The 15,619-nt window shown below is 59.7% G+C and carries 20 protein-coding genes; all 20 read right to left on the minus strand.

Annotated features, from left to right (window positions below):
- Window positions 1–158: 158 nt before the first annotated feature.
- Window positions 159–464, minus strand: a complete 306-nt coding sequence (rpsN, locus tag APT59_RS20005) for a 30S ribosomal protein S14 (protein WP_017640284.1) — start codon at window positions 462–464, stop codon at window positions 159–161.
- Window positions 465–477: 13 nt separating this feature from the next.
- Window positions 478–1,017 (minus strand): 50S ribosomal protein L5, encoded by a 540-nt coding sequence (gene rplE / locus APT59_RS20010; protein ID WP_007161239.1) that lies wholly within the window; start codon window positions 1,015–1,017, stop codon window positions 478–480.
- Window positions 1,018–1,036: 19 nt separating this feature from the next.
- A complete protein-coding gene (gene rplX / locus APT59_RS20015; RefSeq protein WP_059316460.1) occupies window positions 1,037–1,351 on the minus strand; it encodes a 50S ribosomal protein L24 in 315 nt (104 codons plus the stop codon).
- A 12-nt stretch (window positions 1,352–1,363) separates the two neighbouring features.
- Window positions 1,364–1,732, minus strand: coding sequence for a 50S ribosomal protein L14 (gene rplN / locus APT59_RS20020; RefSeq protein WP_007161241.1), 369 nt, complete (start codon window positions 1,730–1,732; stop codon window positions 1,364–1,366).
- Window positions 1,733–1,744: 12 nt separating this feature from the next.
- Window positions 1,745–2,011, minus strand: a complete 267-nt coding sequence (gene rpsQ / locus APT59_RS20025) for a 30S ribosomal protein S17 (protein WP_007161242.1) — start codon at window positions 2,009–2,011, stop codon at window positions 1,745–1,747.
- A gap of 2 nt (window positions 2,012–2,013) precedes the next feature.
- Window positions 2,014–2,205, minus strand: a complete 192-nt coding sequence (gene rpmC / locus APT59_RS20030; RefSeq protein ID WP_007161243.1) for a 50S ribosomal protein L29 — start codon at window positions 2,203–2,205, stop codon at window positions 2,014–2,016.
- A complete protein-coding gene (gene rplP, locus APT59_RS20035; protein WP_017640282.1) occupies window positions 2,205–2,618 on the minus strand; it encodes a 50S ribosomal protein L16 in 414 nt (137 codons plus the stop codon). The genes rpmC and rplP overlap by 1 nt, the downstream gene beginning before the upstream one ends.
- Before the next feature lie 12 nt (window positions 2,619–2,630).
- The gene (rpsC, locus tag APT59_RS20040) at window positions 2,631–3,320 is read right to left on the minus strand and encodes a 30S ribosomal protein S3 (protein ID WP_059316461.1); all 690 of its coding nucleotides are present in this window, start codon (window positions 3,318–3,320) and stop codon (window positions 2,631–2,633) included.
- Between the two features lie 13 nt (window positions 3,321–3,333).
- Window positions 3,334–3,666: a 50S ribosomal protein L22 gene (rplV, locus tag APT59_RS20045; RefSeq protein WP_007161246.1), complete on the minus strand. Its 333-nt coding sequence runs from the start codon at window positions 3,664–3,666 to the stop codon at window positions 3,334–3,336.
- 12 nt (window positions 3,667–3,678) lie between these two features.
- The gene (gene rpsS / locus APT59_RS20050; RefSeq protein ID WP_010796754.1) at window positions 3,679–3,954 is read right to left on the minus strand and encodes a 30S ribosomal protein S19; all 276 of its coding nucleotides are present in this window, start codon (window positions 3,952–3,954) and stop codon (window positions 3,679–3,681) included.
- A gap of 18 nt (window positions 3,955–3,972) precedes the next feature.
- Complete coding sequence (gene rplB, locus APT59_RS20055; protein ID WP_059316462.1) at window positions 3,973–4,794, minus strand: 50S ribosomal protein L2; 822 nt, start codon at window positions 4,792–4,794, stop codon at window positions 3,973–3,975.
- Window positions 4,795–4,806: 12 nt separating this feature from the next.
- The gene (rplW, locus tag APT59_RS20060) at window positions 4,807–5,106 is read right to left on the minus strand and encodes a 50S ribosomal protein L23 (protein WP_007161249.1); all 300 of its coding nucleotides are present in this window, start codon (window positions 5,104–5,106) and stop codon (window positions 4,807–4,809) included.
- On the minus strand, window positions 5,103–5,705 hold the full coding sequence (rplD, locus tag APT59_RS20065; RefSeq protein ID WP_007161250.1) for a 50S ribosomal protein L4: 603 nt from the start codon (window positions 5,703–5,705) through the stop codon (window positions 5,103–5,105). The genes rplW and rplD overlap by 4 nt, the downstream gene beginning before the upstream one ends.
- Window positions 5,706–5,718: 13 nt before the next feature.
- Window positions 5,719–6,354, minus strand: coding sequence for a 50S ribosomal protein L3 (gene rplC / locus APT59_RS20070; RefSeq protein WP_007161251.1), 636 nt, complete (start codon window positions 6,352–6,354; stop codon window positions 5,719–5,721).
- 84 nt (window positions 6,355–6,438) lie between these two features.
- The gene (gene rpsJ / locus APT59_RS20075; protein WP_003243886.1) at window positions 6,439–6,750 is read right to left on the minus strand and encodes a 30S ribosomal protein S10; all 312 of its coding nucleotides are present in this window, start codon (window positions 6,748–6,750) and stop codon (window positions 6,439–6,441) included.
- Window positions 6,751–6,921: 171 nt separating this feature from the next.
- Window positions 6,922–8,115, minus strand: a complete 1,194-nt coding sequence (gene tuf, locus APT59_RS20080) for an elongation factor Tu (protein ID WP_059316463.1) — start codon at window positions 8,113–8,115, stop codon at window positions 6,922–6,924.
- A 28-nt stretch (window positions 8,116–8,143) separates the two neighbouring features.
- Window positions 8,144–10,246, minus strand: coding sequence for an elongation factor G (gene fusA, locus APT59_RS20085; RefSeq protein ID WP_059316464.1), 2,103 nt, complete (start codon window positions 10,244–10,246; stop codon window positions 8,144–8,146).
- 30 nt (window positions 10,247–10,276) lie between these two features.
- On the minus strand, window positions 10,277–10,750 hold the full coding sequence (gene rpsG, locus APT59_RS20090; protein WP_007163088.1) for a 30S ribosomal protein S7: 474 nt from the start codon (window positions 10,748–10,750) through the stop codon (window positions 10,277–10,279).
- A gap of 86 nt (window positions 10,751–10,836) precedes the next feature.
- Entirely contained in the window at window positions 10,837–11,208 is a 372-nt protein-coding gene (gene rpsL / locus APT59_RS20095) for a 30S ribosomal protein S12 (RefSeq protein WP_058765563.1), read from the minus strand.
- A gap of 165 nt (window positions 11,209–11,373) precedes the next feature.
- Entirely contained in the window at window positions 11,374–15,573 is a 4,200-nt protein-coding gene (gene rpoC, locus APT59_RS20100) for a DNA-directed RNA polymerase subunit beta' (RefSeq protein WP_007163090.1), read from the minus strand.
- Window positions 15,574–15,619: the final 46 nt, after the last annotated feature.

The following is a 15,619-nucleotide window of genomic DNA, read 5'->3' on the forward strand; positions in this document are numbered from 1 at the left end:
TATTAGCTCCTAATACAGAAATTGAGCCTACCGGCTCTCAAAATCGCCCCTCGGCAATAGGCCGATTCGGGCGAGCCGAGCATTCTAGAGATCGGCCTGAAACGAATCAAGCCCCAAAAGGGGCTTGATTCAATTACCGCGATGAAAGGCGCTAGCTGTTACCAGCTGGCCTTCACCAGGCCGGGCACGTCACCGCGCATGGCTGCTTCACGCAGCTTGATGCGGGACAGACCGAACTTGCGGTACACGCCATGCGGACGACCGGTCAGGCGGCAGCGGTTACGCATGCGGCTAGCGCTGGCGTCACGGGGCTGCTTTTGCAGGGCGACCTGGGCATTCCAACGATCCTCGGGGGAGGCGTTGACATTACCGATGGTCGCCTTCAGCTCGGCGCGCTTCTTGGCGTACTTGGCAACCGTCTGCTGACGCTTCAGCTCGCGGTTAATCATGCTTTGCTTAGCCATCTGAAGACCTCAATCAGTTACGGAACGGGAAGTTGAACGCGCGCAGCAGCGCACGGCCTTCCTCGTCGGTACGAGCGGTGGTGGTCAGGGTGATGTCCATACCACGCAGCGCATCGATCTTGTCGTAATCGATTTCCGGGAAGATGATCTGCTCTTTCACGCCCATGCTGTAGTTGCCACGACCATCGAAGGACTTGGCATTCAGGCCGCGGAAGTCACGCACGCGCGGCAGGGAGATGGACAGCAGACGATCCAGGAATTCGTACATGCGATCGCTACGCAGGGTCACCTTGACGCCGATCGGCCAGCCTTCGCGAATCTTGAAGCCAGCAATGGAGTTGCGGGCATAAGTCACGACCGGCTTTTGACCAGCGATCTTTTCCAGGTCAGCTACAGCGTTGTCGATGATCTTCTTGTCACCGACTGCTTCGCCCAGACCCATGTTCAAGGTGATCTTGGTGATACGCGGAACTTCCATCACGTTACCCAGCTGAAGCTGCTCTTTCAGCTTGGGCGCGATTTCCTTCCGATAAATCTCTTTCAATCGAGCCATGGTGATCTACCTAGCAGCTTCAGGCCTGGACCGCTTTTTGGGTCGACTTGAAGATACGAATCTTCTTGCCGTCTTCGACTTTGAAACCAACGCGGTCAGCCTTGTTGGTCTCGGAGTTGAAAATGGCAACGTTGGAGACATGCAGAGGGGCTTCTTTCTCTACGATGCCACCCTGAACGCCCAGCATGGGGTTGGGCTTGGTGTGGCGCTTGACCAGGTTGACCCCACCAACGACCAGACGGTCATCGGCGAGCACCTTCAGCACCTTGCCACGTTTGCCCTTGTCCTTGCCGGCAATGACGATTACCTCGTCTTCACGACGAATCTTTTGCATGTCGGCTACTCCTTACAGCACTTCGGGGGCAAGGGAGACGATCTTCATGAACTTCTCGGAGCGAAGTTCACGGGTCACCGGCCCAAAGATACGGGTGCCAATCGGCTCTTGCTTGTTGTTCAGCAGAACCGCGGCGTTGCCGTCGAAGCGGATGATGGAACCGTCGGTGCGACGGACGCCGTGCTTGGTACGCACGACGACAGCAGTCATCACCTGACCTTTCTTCACCTTGCCGCGCGGAATTGCTTCCTTGACGGTGACTTTGATGATGTCGCCGATGCCGGCGTAACGGCGGTGGGAACCGCCGAGCACCTTGATGCACATCACGCGACGAGCGCCGCTGTTGTCGGCGACGTCAAGCATGGATTGAGTCTGGATCATGGCTCTCTACCCTTATACCTGAACGGCGCGCTCGACGACGTCAACCAGGGTCCACGCCTTGGTCTTGGCCAGCGGGCGGGTTTCGCGAATGGTGACCAGGTCACCAATGCGGCACTGATTGGTTTCGTCGTGAGCGTGCAGCTTGGTGGAACGCTTCACGTATTTGCCGTAGATCGGGTGCTTGACGCGACGCTCGATCAGTACGGTGACGGTTTTGTCCATCTTGTCGCTGACCACTCGGCCGGTCAGCGTACGGACAGTTTTTTCAGCTTCAGCCATGATCACTTACCTGCCTGCTGGTTCAGCACAGTCTTGACGCGAGCGATGTCGCGCTTCACTTGCGAGAGCATGTGAGACTGACCCAACTGGCCAGTTGCCTTCTGCATACGCAGATTGAACTGGTCACGCAGCAGGTTGAGAAGCTGCTCGTTCAGCTCCTCTACGGATTTCTCACGCAAATCTTTCGCTTTCATCACATCACCGTCCGCTTAACAAAGGAGGTTTCGAGCGGAAGCTTGGCAGCGGCCAGGGCGAACGCCTGACGAGCCAGATCCTCGGAAACACCCTCGATCTCGTACAGGACCTTGCCCGGCTGGATCTGGGCTACCCAGTACTCGACACTACCCTTACCTTTACCCATCCGCACTTCGAGAGGCTTCTTGGTGACAGGCTTGTCAGGGAAGACGCGGATCCAGATCTTGCCGCCACGCTTCACGTGACGGGTCAGCGCACGACGTGCGGATTCGATCTGGCGAGCGGTCAGACGGCCACGGCCGACAGCCTTCAGCGCGTACTCGCCGAAGCTGACCTTGCTACCACGATGAGCCAGACCACGGTTGTGGCCGGTCATCTGCTTACGGAATTTTGTACGCTTGGGTTGCAGCATGTTGCGTACTCCTTACTTAGCAGCAGCTTTTTTGCGCGGAGCCGGGGCGATGGGCTTGAGCTCTTCCTGGCGGCCACCAATGACCTCACCCTTGAAGATCCAGACCTTCACACCGATCACACCGTAGGTGGTGTGAGCTTCCGCAGTGGCGTAGTCGATATCGGCACGCAGGGTGTGCAGGGGCACACGACCTTCGCGATACCACTCGGTACGGGCGATTTCAGCACCGCCCAAACGACCGCTCACCTGAATCTTGATGCCTTTGGCACCAATGCGGATCGCGTTCTGTACGGCGCGCTTCATGGCGCGACGGAACATCACACGACGCTCAAGCTGCTGCGCAACACTCTGCGCAACCAGGGCACCGTCGAGCTCCGGCTTGCGGATCTCTTCGATGTTGATGTGCACAGGCACACCCATTCTTGCGGTCAGGTCCTGACGCAGCTTCTCAACATCCTCACCCTTCTTGCCGATCACGATACCGGGACGGGCGGTGTGGATGGTGATGCGTGCGGTTTGAGCCGGACGATGAATATCGATACGGCTTACGGACGCGCTTTTTAGTTTGTCCTGGAGGTACTCACGAACCTTCAGGTCGGCCAGCAGATAATCCGCATAAGTGCGCTTATCCGCGTACCAGACCGAAGTGTGCTCCTTGACGATACCCAGGCGAATGCCATTGGGATGTACTTTCTGACCCATCTGATCGACTCCGTTACTTGTCCGCAACCTTGACCGTGATATGGCAAGACCGCTTCACGATGCGATCAGCACGACCTTTGGCACGCGGCATGATGCGCTTGAGCGAACGACCTTCGTTTACGAAGACAGTGGAAACCTTCAGGTCATCCACGTCGGCGCCTTCATTGTGCTCTGCGTTGGCCACGGCCGACTCGAGCACTTTCTTCATGATCTCAGCGGCTTTCTTGCTGCTGAAAGTCAACAGGTTGAGCGCTTCGCCCACCTTCTTCCCGCGGATCTGGTCGGCGACCAAGCGGGCTTTCTGGGCGGAGATACGAGCGCCCGACAGCTTAGCGGCTACTTCCATCTTCCTTACCCCTTAACGCTTGGCTTTCTTGTCAGCCGCATGACCGCGATAGGTGCGGGTAGCAGCGAACTCGCCGAGTTTGTGGCCTACCATGTCTTCGTTCACCAGAACGGGGACATGTTGACGACCGTTGTGCACAGCAATGGTCAGACCGACCATTTGCGGCAGGATCATCGAACGACGCGACCAAGTCTTGATCGGCTTGCGGTCGTTCTTTTCCACCGCGACTTCGATCTTCTTCAACAGGTGAAGATCGATAAAAGGACCTTTCTTCAGAGAACGGGGCACAGTCGAATCCTCTACTGATTACTTGCCGCGACGGACAATCATCTTGTCGGTACGCTTGTTGGAGCGCGTCTTGAGACCCTTGGTCTTGACGCCCCATGGCGAAACCGGATGACGGCCACCGGAAGTACGACCCTCACCACCACCATGCGGGTGATCAACCGGGTTCATGGCAACACCACGAACGGTCGGACGAACACCGCGCCAGCGGGTGGCACCGGCCTTACCCAGCGAACGCAGGCTATGCTCACCATTGGACACTTCGCCCAGGGTGGCACGGCACTCCGACAGCACCTTGCGCATTTCACCGCTGCGCAGACGCACGGTGACGTAGGCGCCTTCGCGGGCAACCAGCTGAGCGGAGGTACCAGCGGAACGAGCGATCTGAGCGCCTTTACCGGGCTTCAGCTCGATACCGTGAACGGTGCTACCGACCGGCACGTTACGCAGCGGCAGGTTGTTGCCAGCCTTGATGGGCGCGCCAGCGCCGGACATGAGCTGATCACCAGCAGCAACGCCCTTGGGGGCGATGATGTAGCGACGCTCGCCGTCGGCGTACTTCAGCAGAGCGATGTGAGCAGTACGGTTCGGATCGTATTCGATACGCTCAACGACGGCAGGGATGCCATCCTTGTTGCGACGGAAATCGACCAGACGGTAGTGCTGCTTGTGACCACCGCCAATGTGGCGAGTGGTGATACGACCATTGTTGTTACGGCCGCCGGACTTGCTCTTCTTCTCCAGCAAAGGAGCGTAAGGCGCGCCTTTGTGCAGATCAGAGTTGACCACCTTGACCACAAAGCGGCGGCCAGCGGAGGTCGGCTTGCATTTTACGATTGCCATGATGCCCCCTGATTACTCGGCGCTGCTGGAAAAGTCGAGATCCTGGCCCGGCTGGAGCGCGATGTACGCTTTTTTCCAGTCGTTACGCTTGCCCAGACCACGAGCGGTGCGCTTGGTCTTGCCCTGAACGTTCAGGGTGCTGACGCTGCGAACCTTGACCTCGAACAGCTGCTCGACGGCCTTCTTGATTTCCAGCTTGGTTGCATCGGTGGCAACCTTGAATACGAACTGCTTCTGGCTGTCCGCCAGCATGGTGGCCTTCTCGGAGATGTGCGGGCCAAGCAGCACTTTGAATACGCGTTCCTGGTTCATGCCAGCAGCTCCTCGAATTTCTTCACGGCGGACACAGTGACCAGCACCTTGTCGTAGGCGATCAGGCTGACCGGGTCGGAACCCTGGACATCACGCACGTCGACGAAAGGCAGGTTGCGGGCGGCCAGATACAGGTTCTGGTCGACAGCATCGGTCACGATCAGCACGTCGCTCAGGCCCAGGCCGTCCAGCTTGCTGACCAGGGTCTTGGTCTTGGGTGCGTCGACGGCAAAGTCGTCAACCACGACCAGACGATCCAGACGGACCAGCTCGGCGAGGATGGAGCGCAGGGCAGCGCGGTACATCTTCTTGTTCAGCTTCTGGCTGTGGTCCTGGGGCTTGGCTGCGAAAGCTACGCCACCGGAGCGCCAGATGGGGCTGCGGATGGTACCGGCACGGGCACGACCGCTGCCCTTCTGACGCCAGGGCTTCTTGCCGCCACCACTGACTTCGGAACGGGTCTTCTGGGCACGGGTGCCCTGACGACCGCCAGCCATGTAGGCCACGACTGCCTGGTGAACCAGGGTCTCGTTGAATTCACCGCCGAAGGTGTGCTCGGAGACTTCGATAGCTTGAGAGCCATTCACATTGAGTTGCATGTTCTCTCTCCTCTCAACCACGGGCCTTGACGGCGGGACGTACGATCACGTCACCACCCGGCGCGCCGGGGACGGCACCCTTGACCAGCAGCAGGTTGCGCTCGGCGTCTACACGCACGACTTCCAGCGACTGAACAGTTACACGCTCCGCACCCAGGTGACCGGACATTTTCTTGCCCTTGAACACTCGACCAGGAGTCTGGCACTGGCCGATGGAACCAGGTGCACGGTGGGAAACGGAGTTACCGTGGGTGTTGTCCTGACCACGGAAGTTCCAGCGCTTGATGGTACCGGCGTAGCCCTTACCTTTGGACTGACCAGTGACATCAACCATCTGACCGGCTTCGAACAGGGCTACGGTGACTTCGTCACCAGCCTTGTACTCACCGTCTTCCAGGCGGAATTCGAGGACGCTACGACCAGCAGCAACGCTGGCCTTGGCGAAGTGACCGGCTTGCGCCTTGGTCACGCGGGAAGCACGACGCTCGCCCACGGTCACCTGTATGGCACGGTAGCCATCGGTTTCTTCGCTTTTGAATTGGGTTACACGATTCGGCTCGATCTCAATGACCGTAACCGGAACGGAAACGCCTTCTTCGGTGAAAACGCGGGTCATACCGCATTTACGACCGACTAAACCAATCGTCATGTTGAGAACCTCTTGAGTGTACGGGGCTTTCACCCGCTATGGCCGCCCATTTCAGAGCGTTACACGACTGAAACCTTGACGGTCTCAGCCGAGGCTGATTTGCACTTCAACGCCAGCGGCGAGATCGAGCTTCATCAGCGCATCGACGGTCTTGTCGGTGGGCTGAACGATGTCGAGCACACGCTTGTGGGTACGGATTTCGTACTGGTCACGAGCGTCCTTGTTGACGTGCGGAGAAATCAGCACTGTGTAACGTTCCTTGCGGGTAGGCAGAGGAATCGGACCACGCACCTGAGCACCAGTACGTTTCGCGGTTTCCACGATTTCCTGGGTGGATTGATCGATCAGGCGATGATCAAAAGCCTTCAACCGAATACGGATTTGTTGATTTTGCATTTGACCTCAGACTCCAAGCTTTCCCCTCGGGCAAAAAGGTGCCCGATTAAAGGAGGCGCAATTCTAAGGATGTCGCCGACCGCTGTCAAGAACGCCTCTTTTGCCATCTGTCAATTTCATGAGGCAAGAAAAAAGGCCCCGAAGGGCCTTTTTTCGTTTCAGATCAATCGATTACTCGATGATCTTGGCAACCACGCCGGCGCCGACGGTACGACCGCCTTCGCGGATGGCGAAACGCAGACCGTCTTCCATCGCGATCGGAGCGATCAGGGTGACAACCATCTTGATGTTGTCGCCCGGCATCACCATCTCGACGCCTTCCGGCAGCTCGCAGTTACCGGTCACGTCAGTGGTACGGAAGTAGAACTGCGGACGGTAGCCCTTGAAGAACGGGGTGTGACGACCGCCTTCTTCCTTGGACAGCACGTACACTTCGCACTCGAACTTGGTGTGCGGCTTGATGGTGCCCGGCTTGGCCAGAACCTGGCCACGCTCGACGTCTTCACGCTTGGTGCCACGCAGCAGGACGCCGACGTTCTCACCGGCACGACCTTCGTCCAGCAGCTTGCGGAACATTTCAACGCCGGTGCAGGTGGTCTTGACGGTGGCCTTGATGCCCACGATCTCGACTTCTTCCTGGACCTTGACGATGCCACGCTCGACACGGCCGGTCACCACGGTGCCACGACCGGAGATCGAGAACACGTCTTCGATCGGCATCAGGAACGGCTTGTCGATGGCGCGCTCGGGCTCGGGGATGTAGGAGTCAAGGGTCTCGACCAGCTTGCGCACGGCAGAAACGCCCATCTCGTTGTCATCCTGGCCGTTCAGGGCCATCAGCGCGGAGCCGATCACGATCGGAGTGTCGTCGCCCGGGAAGTCGTAGGTGTTCAGCAGATCGCGAACTTCCATTTCGACCAGTTCCAGCAGCTCGGCGTCGTCAACCATGTCGGCCTTGTTCAGGAACACGACGATGTACGGAACGCCTACCTGACGGGACAGCAGGATGTGCTCACGGGTCTGCGGCATGGGGCCGTCAGCAGCCGAGCAAACCAGGATCGCGCCGTCCATCTGGGCAGCACCGGTGATCATGTTCTTCACGTAGTCGGCGTGGCCGGGGCAGTCGACGTGCGCGTAGTGACGGGTCGCCGAATCGTACTCAACGTGGGAAGTGTTGATGGTGATACCGCGAGCCTTTTCTTCCGGCGCGTTGTCGATCTGGTCGAAACCACGAGCGGAACCGCCCCAGGTGTCGGCACAGACTTTGGTCAGCGCTGCGGTCAGAGTGGTCTTGCCATGGTCAACGTGACCGATGGTGCCCACGTTCAGGTGCGGTTTGTTACGTTCGAATTTTTCTTTAGCCACGAGATAAAACCTCTAGTCAAAGCGCTGATTAAGCTTGTTTCTTGATGATGGCTTCGGCGATGTTCGACGGAGCTTCGGAGTACTTGGAGAACTCCATGGAGTAGCTTGCGCGACCCTGAGACATGGAGCGGACATCCGTAGCGTAGCCAAACATCTCGCCCAGCGGAACCTCGGCACGGATGACCTTGCCGGTCACGGTGTCTTCCATACCCTGGATCAGGCCACGACGACGGTTCAGGTCGCCCATGACGTCGCCCATGTAGTCTTCCGGGGTCACGACCTCGACCTTCATGATCGGCTCGAGCAGCACGGCACCACCCTTCTGGGTGAGCTGCTTGGTCGCCATGGAGGCAGCGATCTTGAACGCCATCTCGTTGGAGTCGACGTCATGGTAGGAACCATCGAACACAGCGGCCTTCAGACCGAGCAGCGGATAGCCGGCAACGATACCGTTCTTCATCTGCTCTTCGATGCCCTTCTGGATCGCCGGGATGTATTCCTTCGGAATCACACCGCCCACGACTTCGCTCACGAACTCCAGACCTTCCTGACCTTCGTCAGCCGGTGCGAAGCGGATCCAGCAATGACCGAACTGACCACGACCACCCGACTGGCGAACGAACTTGCCTTCGATCTCGCAGGTGTTGCGGATGGTTTCGCGGTAGGCGACCTGAGGCTTACCGATGTTCGCTTCCACGCCGAATTCGCGCTTCATGCGGTCCACCAGGATGTCCAGGTGCAGCTCGCCCATGCCGGAGATGATGGTCTGACCGGACTCTTCGTCGGTCTTGACGCGGAACGAGGGATCTTCCTGAGCCAGCTTGCCCAGTGCGATGCCCATCTTCTCCTGGTCGGCCTTAGTTTTCGGCTCGACGGCGACCGAAATCACCGGCTCCGGGAAGTCCATGCGCTCGAGGATGATCGGCTTCTCGATCGAGCACAGGGTGTCACCGGTGGTGACGTCCTTCATGCCGATCAGGGCGGCGATGTCGCCAGCACGAACTTCCTTGATCTCTTCACGGGTGTTGGCGTGCATCTGCACCATACGGCCGACGCGTTCTTTCTTGCCTTTCACCGAGTTGATGACGGAGTCACCGGAGCTCAGGACGCCCGAATAAACGCGAGCGAAGGTCAGGGTACCGACGAAGGGGTCGGTCGCGATCTTGAACGCCAGAGCCGAGAAGGGCTCATTGTCGTCTGCATGACGCTCGTCGGCGATTTCCTCGTTGTCCGGGTTGGTACCCTTGATCGCGGGAATCTCGATGGGCGCCGGCAGGAAGTCGATCACGGCGTCCAGAACCAGGGGCACACCCTTGTTCTTGAAGGACGAACCGCAAACGGCCGGGACGATTTCGCAGGCGATGGTACGCTGACGCAGGCCGGCCTTGATCTCGTCGATCGACAGCTCGCCGCCTTCCAGGTACTTGTTCATCAGCTCTTCGTTGGCTTCGGCCGCAGCCTCGACCATGTTGGAGCGCCACTGCTCGGCGTCAGCCAGCATGTCCGCAGGAATGTCTTCCTCGCGGTAGGTCATGCCCTGATCGTCGTCGTTCCAGAAGATGGCCTTCATCTTCAGCAGGTCGATCTGACCCTGGAAGTTGTCTTCCGAGCCGATTGCCAGCTGAACCGGGACCGGAGTGTGGCCCAGGCGCTTCTTGATCTGCTCGACAACGCGCAGGAAGTTGGCACCGGCACGGTCCATCTTGTTGACGTAGACGATACGCGGCACGCCGTACTTGTTGGCCTGACGCCATACGGTTTCGGACTGGGGCTCGACACCGGAGGTGCCGCAGAACACCACTACCGCACCATCCAGCACGCGCAGGGAACGCTCCACCTCAATGGTGAAGTCCACGTGGCCGGGGGTATCGATGATGTTCACGCGGTACTTGTCGTACTGCTTGGTCGAACCGGACCAGAACGCGGTGGTGGCAGCGGAGGTGATGGTGATACCACGCTCCTGCTCCTGCACCATCCAGTCCATGGTCGCAGCGCCGTCATGAACCTCACCCATTTTGTGGTTCACGCCGGTGTAGAACAGAATCCGCTCGGTAGTGGTCGTCTTACCTGCGTCCACGTGGGCGCAGATACCGATGTTCCGGTAGCGGTTAATAGCAGTTGTACGAGCCATAAGGTCCTCGCTTGATTGGAAGCGCTAGGCTTAGAAGCGGTAGTGCGAGAAGGCCTTGTTGGCTTCTGCCATGCGATGCACGTCTTCGCGCTTCTTGACTGCGGCACCCTTGCCTTCAAAAGCGTCCATGAGTTCACCCGCCAGGCGCAGAGCCATGGACTTTTCGCCGCGCTTACGCGCGGAGTCCACCAGCCAGCGCATGGCCAGGGCATTACGACGGGAAGGACGAACCTCAACCGGCACCTGGTAGGTAGCACCGCCGACACGGCGGGACTTCACTTCGACCAGCGGAGCGATGGCGTCGAGCGCTTTTTCGAAAACTTCCAGGGGTTCGGCATTCTTGGAACGCTCTTTGACCTTGTCCAGAGCACCATAAACGATACGCTCGGCAACGGCTTTCTTGCCGCTCTCCATCACGTGGTTCATGAACTTGGCCAGGATCTGGCTTCCGTATTTCGGATCGTCAAGTATTTCGCGCTTGGCCGCTACACGACGTCTTGGCATTGATAAGCCCTCAAAACGGTCTTCAGGTTAGCTCGGGACACGCTGCCCGACCTTACTCTTATCGACTCGAACAAAAAGAAAGGTGATTACTTCGGACGCTTGGTGCCGTACTTGGAACGGCCCTGCTTGCGGTCCTTCACACCGGTGGTGTCCAGCGAGCCGCGCACGGTGTGATAACGCACACCCGGCAGATCCTTGACCCGGCCACCGCGGATCAGCACGACGCTGTGTTCCTGCAGGTTGTGACCTTCACCACCGATGTAGGAGGTGACTTCGAAGCCGTTGGTCAGACGTACACGGCAGACCTTCCGCAGTGCGGAGTTGGGCTTCTTGGGAGTGGTGGTGTACACGCGAGTGCACACGCCACGACGTTGCGGGCAGTTTTGCAGCGCAGGCACGTCGGATTTCTCGACGAGACGCTTGCGTGCACTACGCACCAGCTGGTTGATAGTTGCCATCTATAGCTCCACTGATTGTCTTGCGACATAAACGAAATGACAGAACGTTAGTGCTGCCCATTTTCGGGGAACGAAAGTCTAAAGAGCTTAGGCGCTCCAGTCAAGACAAAGCCCCCGGACGCCTGGGGCGCCGGGGGCTTTGTCAAGCGAGACCTGCTACCGAACTCAGCTGGCGCTAGAGTTCAGCGCTTCGGTCAGAGCGGCCTCGGCCTCGCTGGCGCTCACGCGCTGCGGCTTGCCGAGTTCGCGCTGACGCTTGCGCTCGCTGTGGTAGGCCAGACCGGTACCGGCCGGGATCAGACGACCCACCACCACGTTTTCCTTCAGGCCGCGCAGGAAGTCGCGCTTGCCAGTCACGGCAGCCTCGGTCAGGACACGGGTGGTCTCCTGGAACGAAGCAGCCGAGATGAAGGACTCGGTGGACAGCGAGGCCTTGGTGATACCCAGCAGGACACGCTCGTACTTGGCGACGAAACGATCATTGCCGACCAGCTGCTCGTTCTCTTCCAGGACGTGGGTCAGTTCGACCTGGTCGCCCTTGATGAAGCTCGAATCACCAGTATCGCTCACCTCGACCTTGCGCAGCATCTGCCGCAGGATGGTCTCGATGTGCTTGTCGTTGATCTTCACGCCCTGCAGGCGGTACACGTCCTGGATCTCGTTGACGATGTACTTGGCCAGCGCGCTGACACCCAGCAGGCGCAGGATGTCGTGCGGGTTGCTCGGACCATCGGAGATGACTTCGCCGCGGCTTACCTGTTCGCCTTCGAAGACGTTCAGGTGGCGCCACTTCGGAATCAGCTCCTCATAGGGGTCGGTGCCGTCGGTCGGCGTAATGACCAGGCGACGCTTGCCCTTGGTTTCCTTGCCGAAGGAGATGGTACCGCTGATCTCGGCCAGGATTGCCGGCTCCTTGGGACGACGCGCCTCGAAGAGGTCGGCCACGCGGGGCAGACCACCGGTGATGTCGCGGGTCTTGGAGGTTTCCTGGGGGATACGTGCGATGACGTCACCCACATGCACCTTGGCACCGTCGCTCAGGTTGACCAGCGCGTTCGGCGGCAGGAAGTACTGGGCCGGTACGTCGGTACCCGGCAGCAGCAGGTCCTTGCCATTGGCGTCGATCAGCTTGACCGCCGGACGGATGTCCTTGCCGGAAGTCGGGCGATCTTTAGCGTCGAGCACCTCGATGTTGGTCAGACCGGTCAGTTCGTCGGTCTGGCGCTTGATGGTGATGCCCTCCTCCATACCGACGAAGGCCACGGTACCGTCCATCTCGGTGACGATGGGGTGGGTGTGCGGGTCCCACTTCGCGACGATGGCGCCAGCGTCGACCTTGTCGCCTTCCTTGACCGAAATCACGGCACCGTAGGGCAGCTTGTAGCGCTCGCGCTCACGACCGAATTCATCGGCAATGGCCAACTCGCCGGAACGGGATACGGCAACCAGGGCACCATCGGCACGTTCGACGTGCTTCAGGTTGTGCAGGCGGATGGCACCGCCGTTCTTGACCTGGACGCTGTCGGCAGCGGAGGTCCGGCTGGCCGCACCACCGATGTGGAAGGTACGCATGGTCAGCTGGGTACCCGGCTCACCGATGGACTGGGCGGCGATGACGCCGACCGCTTCACCGATGTTGACCTGGTGACCGCGAGCCAGATCGCGACCGTAGCACTTGGCGCAGATGCCATGACGGGTTTCGCAGGTGATCGGCGAACGCACCACGACTTCGTCGACGCTGTTGAGCTCGAGGAACTCGACCCAGCGCTCGTCGACCAGGGTGCCTGCAGGCACGATGATCTCTTCGGTACCCGGCTTGGGCACGTCACGGGCGATGACTCGACCCAGAACGCGCTCACCCAGGGGCTCGACCACGTCACCGCCTTCGATGTGCGGAGTCATGATCAGGCCACGCTCGGTACCGCAATCGACCTCGGTCACTACCAGATCCTGGGCCACGTCGACGAGACGACGGGTCAGGTAACCGGAGTTCGCGGTCTTCAGTGCGGTATCCGCCAGACCCTTACGGGCGCCGTGGGTGGAGATGAAGTACTGGAGTACGTTCAGGCCTTCACGGAAGTTGGCGGTGATGGGCGTTTCGATGATGGAGCCGTCCGGCTTGGCCATCAGGCCACGCATGCCGGCGAGCTGACGAATCTGGGCCGCGGAACCCCGGGCGCCGGAATCGGCCATCATGTACATGGAGTTGAAGGACTCCTGGTCGACTTCCTTGCCCTCGCGGTCGATGACCTTCTCTTTCGAGAGGTTGGTCATCATCGCCTTGGACACTTCGTCGTTGGCCTTCGACCAGAGGTCGATCACCTTGTTGTACTTCTCGCCCTGGGTCACCAGGCCGGAGGCGTACTGGCTCTCGATCTCCTTCACTTCGGCGGTGGCGGCATCGATGATGCGAGCCTTCTCGTCCGGAATGACGAAGTCATTGACGCCAATGGAGACGCCAGACAGGGTCGAATAGGCGAAACCGGTGTACATCAGCTGGTCGGCGAAGATGACAGTGTCCTTCAGACCCACCACGCGGTAGCAGTGGTTGATCAGCTTGGAGATGGCCTTCTTCTTCATCGACTGGTTGACCACGTCGTACGGCAGACCGGCGGGCACTACCTGGAACAGCAGCGCACGGCCGACGGTGGTGTCGACGATGCGGGTGTTCTTGGTCAGGCTGCCGTCCTTGTGACGGATGGTCTCGTTGATGCGCACCTTGACCTTGGCGTGCAGTGCGGCTTCGCCGGCACGGAAGACGCGATCGACTTCCTGCAGGTCGGCGAACACGCGGCCCTCGCCCTTGGCGTTGATGGCTTCGCGGGTCATGTAGTACAGACCTAGAACCACGTCCTGCGACGGCACGATGATCGGCTCGCCGTTGGCGGGCGACAGGATGTTGTTGGTCGACATCATCAGGGCGCGCGCTTCCAGCTGGGCTTCCAGCGTCAGCGGCACGTGCACGGCCATCTGGTCACCGTCGAAGTCGGCGTTGTACGCGGCGCAGACCAGCGGGTGCAGCTGGATGGCCTTGCCTTCGATGAGGACCGGCTCGAACGCCTGGATACCCAGACGGTGCAGGGTCGGGGCGCGGTTGAGCAGCACGGGGTGTTCGCGGATGACTTCGGCGAGAACGTCCCAGACCTCGGGCAGCTCGCGCTCGACCATCTTCTTGGCGGCCTTGATGGTGGTCGCCATGCCACGGGCTTCCAGCTTGCCGAAGATGAAAGGCTTGAACAGCTCCAGGGCCATCTTCTTGGGCAGGCCGCACTGGTGCAGACGCAGGGTCGGACCCACGGTGATCACGGAACGACCGGAGTAGTCGACGCGCTTGCCCAGCAGGTTCTGACGGAAACGACCCTGCTTGCCCTTGATCATGTCGGCCAGGGACTTCAGCGGGCGCTTGTTGGAACCGGTGATGGCGCGACCGCGACGGCCGTTATCCAGCAGGGCGTCGACGGCTTCCTGCAGCATGCGCTTCTCGTTGCGCACGATGATGTCGGGCGCGGCGAGGTCGAGCAGCCGCTTGAGGCGGTTGTTCCGGTTGATGACGCGACGATAGAGGTCGTTCAGGTCGGAGGTCGCGAAGCGGCCGCCATCCAGCGGCACCAGCGGACGCAGGTCCGGCGGCAGCACGGGCAGCACGGTCATGACCATCCACTCCGGCTTGTTGCCGGAGCCCTGGAAGGCTTCCATCAGCTTGAGACGCTTGGACAGCTTCTTGATCTTGGTCTCGGAATTGGTCTGCGGAATCTCTTCGCGCAGGCGGCCGATCTCGTGCTCCAGATCAATGGCGCCGAGCAGCTGGAATACGGCTTCCGCACCCATGCGGGCGTCGAAGTCGTCACCGAATTCTTCCAGGGCCTCGAAGTACTGCTCGTCGTTGAGCAGCTGATACTTCTCGAGGGTGGTCATGCCCGGATCGATCACCACGTAGCTCTCGAAATAGAGCACGCGCTCGATGTCACGCAGGGTCATGTCCAGCAGCAGGCCGATACGGGACGGCAGCGACTTCAGGAACCAGATGTGGGCAACGGGCGAAGCCAGCTCGATGTGGCCCATGCGCTCGCGGCGCACCTTGGCCAGGGCGACTTCCACGCCGCACTTCTCGCAGATCACGCCGCGATGCTTGAGACGCTTGTACTTTCCGCACAGGCACTCGTAGTCCTTGACCGGGCCAAAGATCTTGGCGCAGAACAGACCGTCGCGCTCCGGCTTGAAGGTACGGTAGTTGATGGTCTCCGGCTTCTTAACTTCACCGAACGACCAGGAGCGAATCATCTCGGGCGAGGCCAGACCGATACGGATGGCATCGAACTCCTCGAGTTGACCCTGGTTTTTCAACAGATTGAGTAAGTCTTTCAAGGCCTTTCCTCCTCACGGACCGGATGCAGCCGCCGCGCGGCCGCAT

Source organism: Pseudomonas oryzihabitans, from assembly GCF_001518815.1.
GTDB lineage: Bacteria > Pseudomonadota > Gammaproteobacteria > Pseudomonadales > Pseudomonadaceae > Chryseomonas > Chryseomonas oryzihabitans_E.

What these genes read in the sequence shown, in the direction of transcription:
- rpsN (WP_017640284.1), bottom strand. Translation starts at nt 464, where the DNA reads ATGGCTAAGCAAAGCATGATTAACCGCGAGCTGAAGCGTCAGCAGACG.
- rplW (WP_007161249.1), bottom strand. Translation starts at nt 5,106, where the DNA reads ATGAACCAGGAACGCGTATTCAAAGTGCTGCTTGGCCCGCACATCTCC.
- rplC (WP_007161251.1), bottom strand. Translation starts at nt 6,354, where the DNA reads ATGACGATTGGTTTAGTCGGTCGTAAATGCGGTATGACCCGCGTTTTC.
- rplD (WP_007161250.1), bottom strand. Translation starts at nt 5,705, where the DNA reads ATGCAACTCAATGTGAATGGCTCTCAAGCTATCGAAGTCTCCGAGCAC.
- rplN (WP_007161241.1), bottom strand. Translation starts at nt 1,732, where the DNA reads ATGATCCAGACTCAATCCATGCTTGACGTCGCCGACAACAGCGGCGCT.
- fusA (WP_059316464.1), bottom strand. Translation starts at nt 10,246, where the DNA reads ATGGCTCGTACAACTGCTATTAACCGCTACCGGAACATCGGTATCTGC.
- rpsQ (WP_007161242.1), bottom strand. Translation starts at nt 2,011, where the DNA reads ATGGCTGAAGCTGAAAAAACTGTCCGTACGCTGACCGGCCGAGTGGTC.
- rplE (WP_007161239.1), bottom strand. Translation starts at nt 1,017, where the DNA reads ATGGCTCGATTGAAAGAGATTTATCGGAAGGAAATCGCGCCCAAGCTG.
- rpmC (WP_007161243.1), bottom strand. Translation starts at nt 2,205, where the DNA reads ATGAAAGCGAAAGATTTGCGTGAGAAATCCGTAGAGGAGCTGAACGAG.
- rpsC (WP_059316461.1), bottom strand. Translation starts at nt 3,320, where the DNA reads ATGGGTCAGAAAGTACATCCCAATGGCATTCGCCTGGGTATCGTCAAG.
- rplX (WP_059316460.1), bottom strand. Translation starts at nt 1,351, where the DNA reads ATGCAAAAGATTCGTCGTGAAGACGAGGTAATCGTCATTGCCGGCAAG.
- rpsG (WP_007163088.1), bottom strand. Translation starts at nt 10,750, where the DNA reads ATGCCAAGACGTCGTGTAGCGGCCAAGCGCGAAATACTTGACGATCCG.
- rplP (WP_017640282.1), bottom strand. Translation starts at nt 2,618, where the DNA reads ATGCTGCAACCCAAGCGTACAAAATTCCGTAAGCAGATGACCGGCCAC.
- rplV (WP_007161246.1), bottom strand. Translation starts at nt 3,666, where the DNA reads ATGGAAGTAGCCGCTAAGCTGTCGGGCGCTCGTATCTCCGCCCAGAAA.
- rpsL (WP_058765563.1), bottom strand. Translation starts at nt 11,208, where the DNA reads ATGGCAACTATCAACCAGCTGGTGCGTAGTGCACGCAAGCGTCTCGTC.
- rpsJ (WP_003243886.1), bottom strand. Translation starts at nt 6,750, where the DNA reads ATGCAAAATCAACAAATCCGTATTCGGTTGAAGGCTTTTGATCATCGC.
- rplB (WP_059316462.1), bottom strand. Translation starts at nt 4,794, where the DNA reads ATGGCAATCGTAAAATGCAAGCCGACCTCCGCTGGCCGCCGCTTTGTG.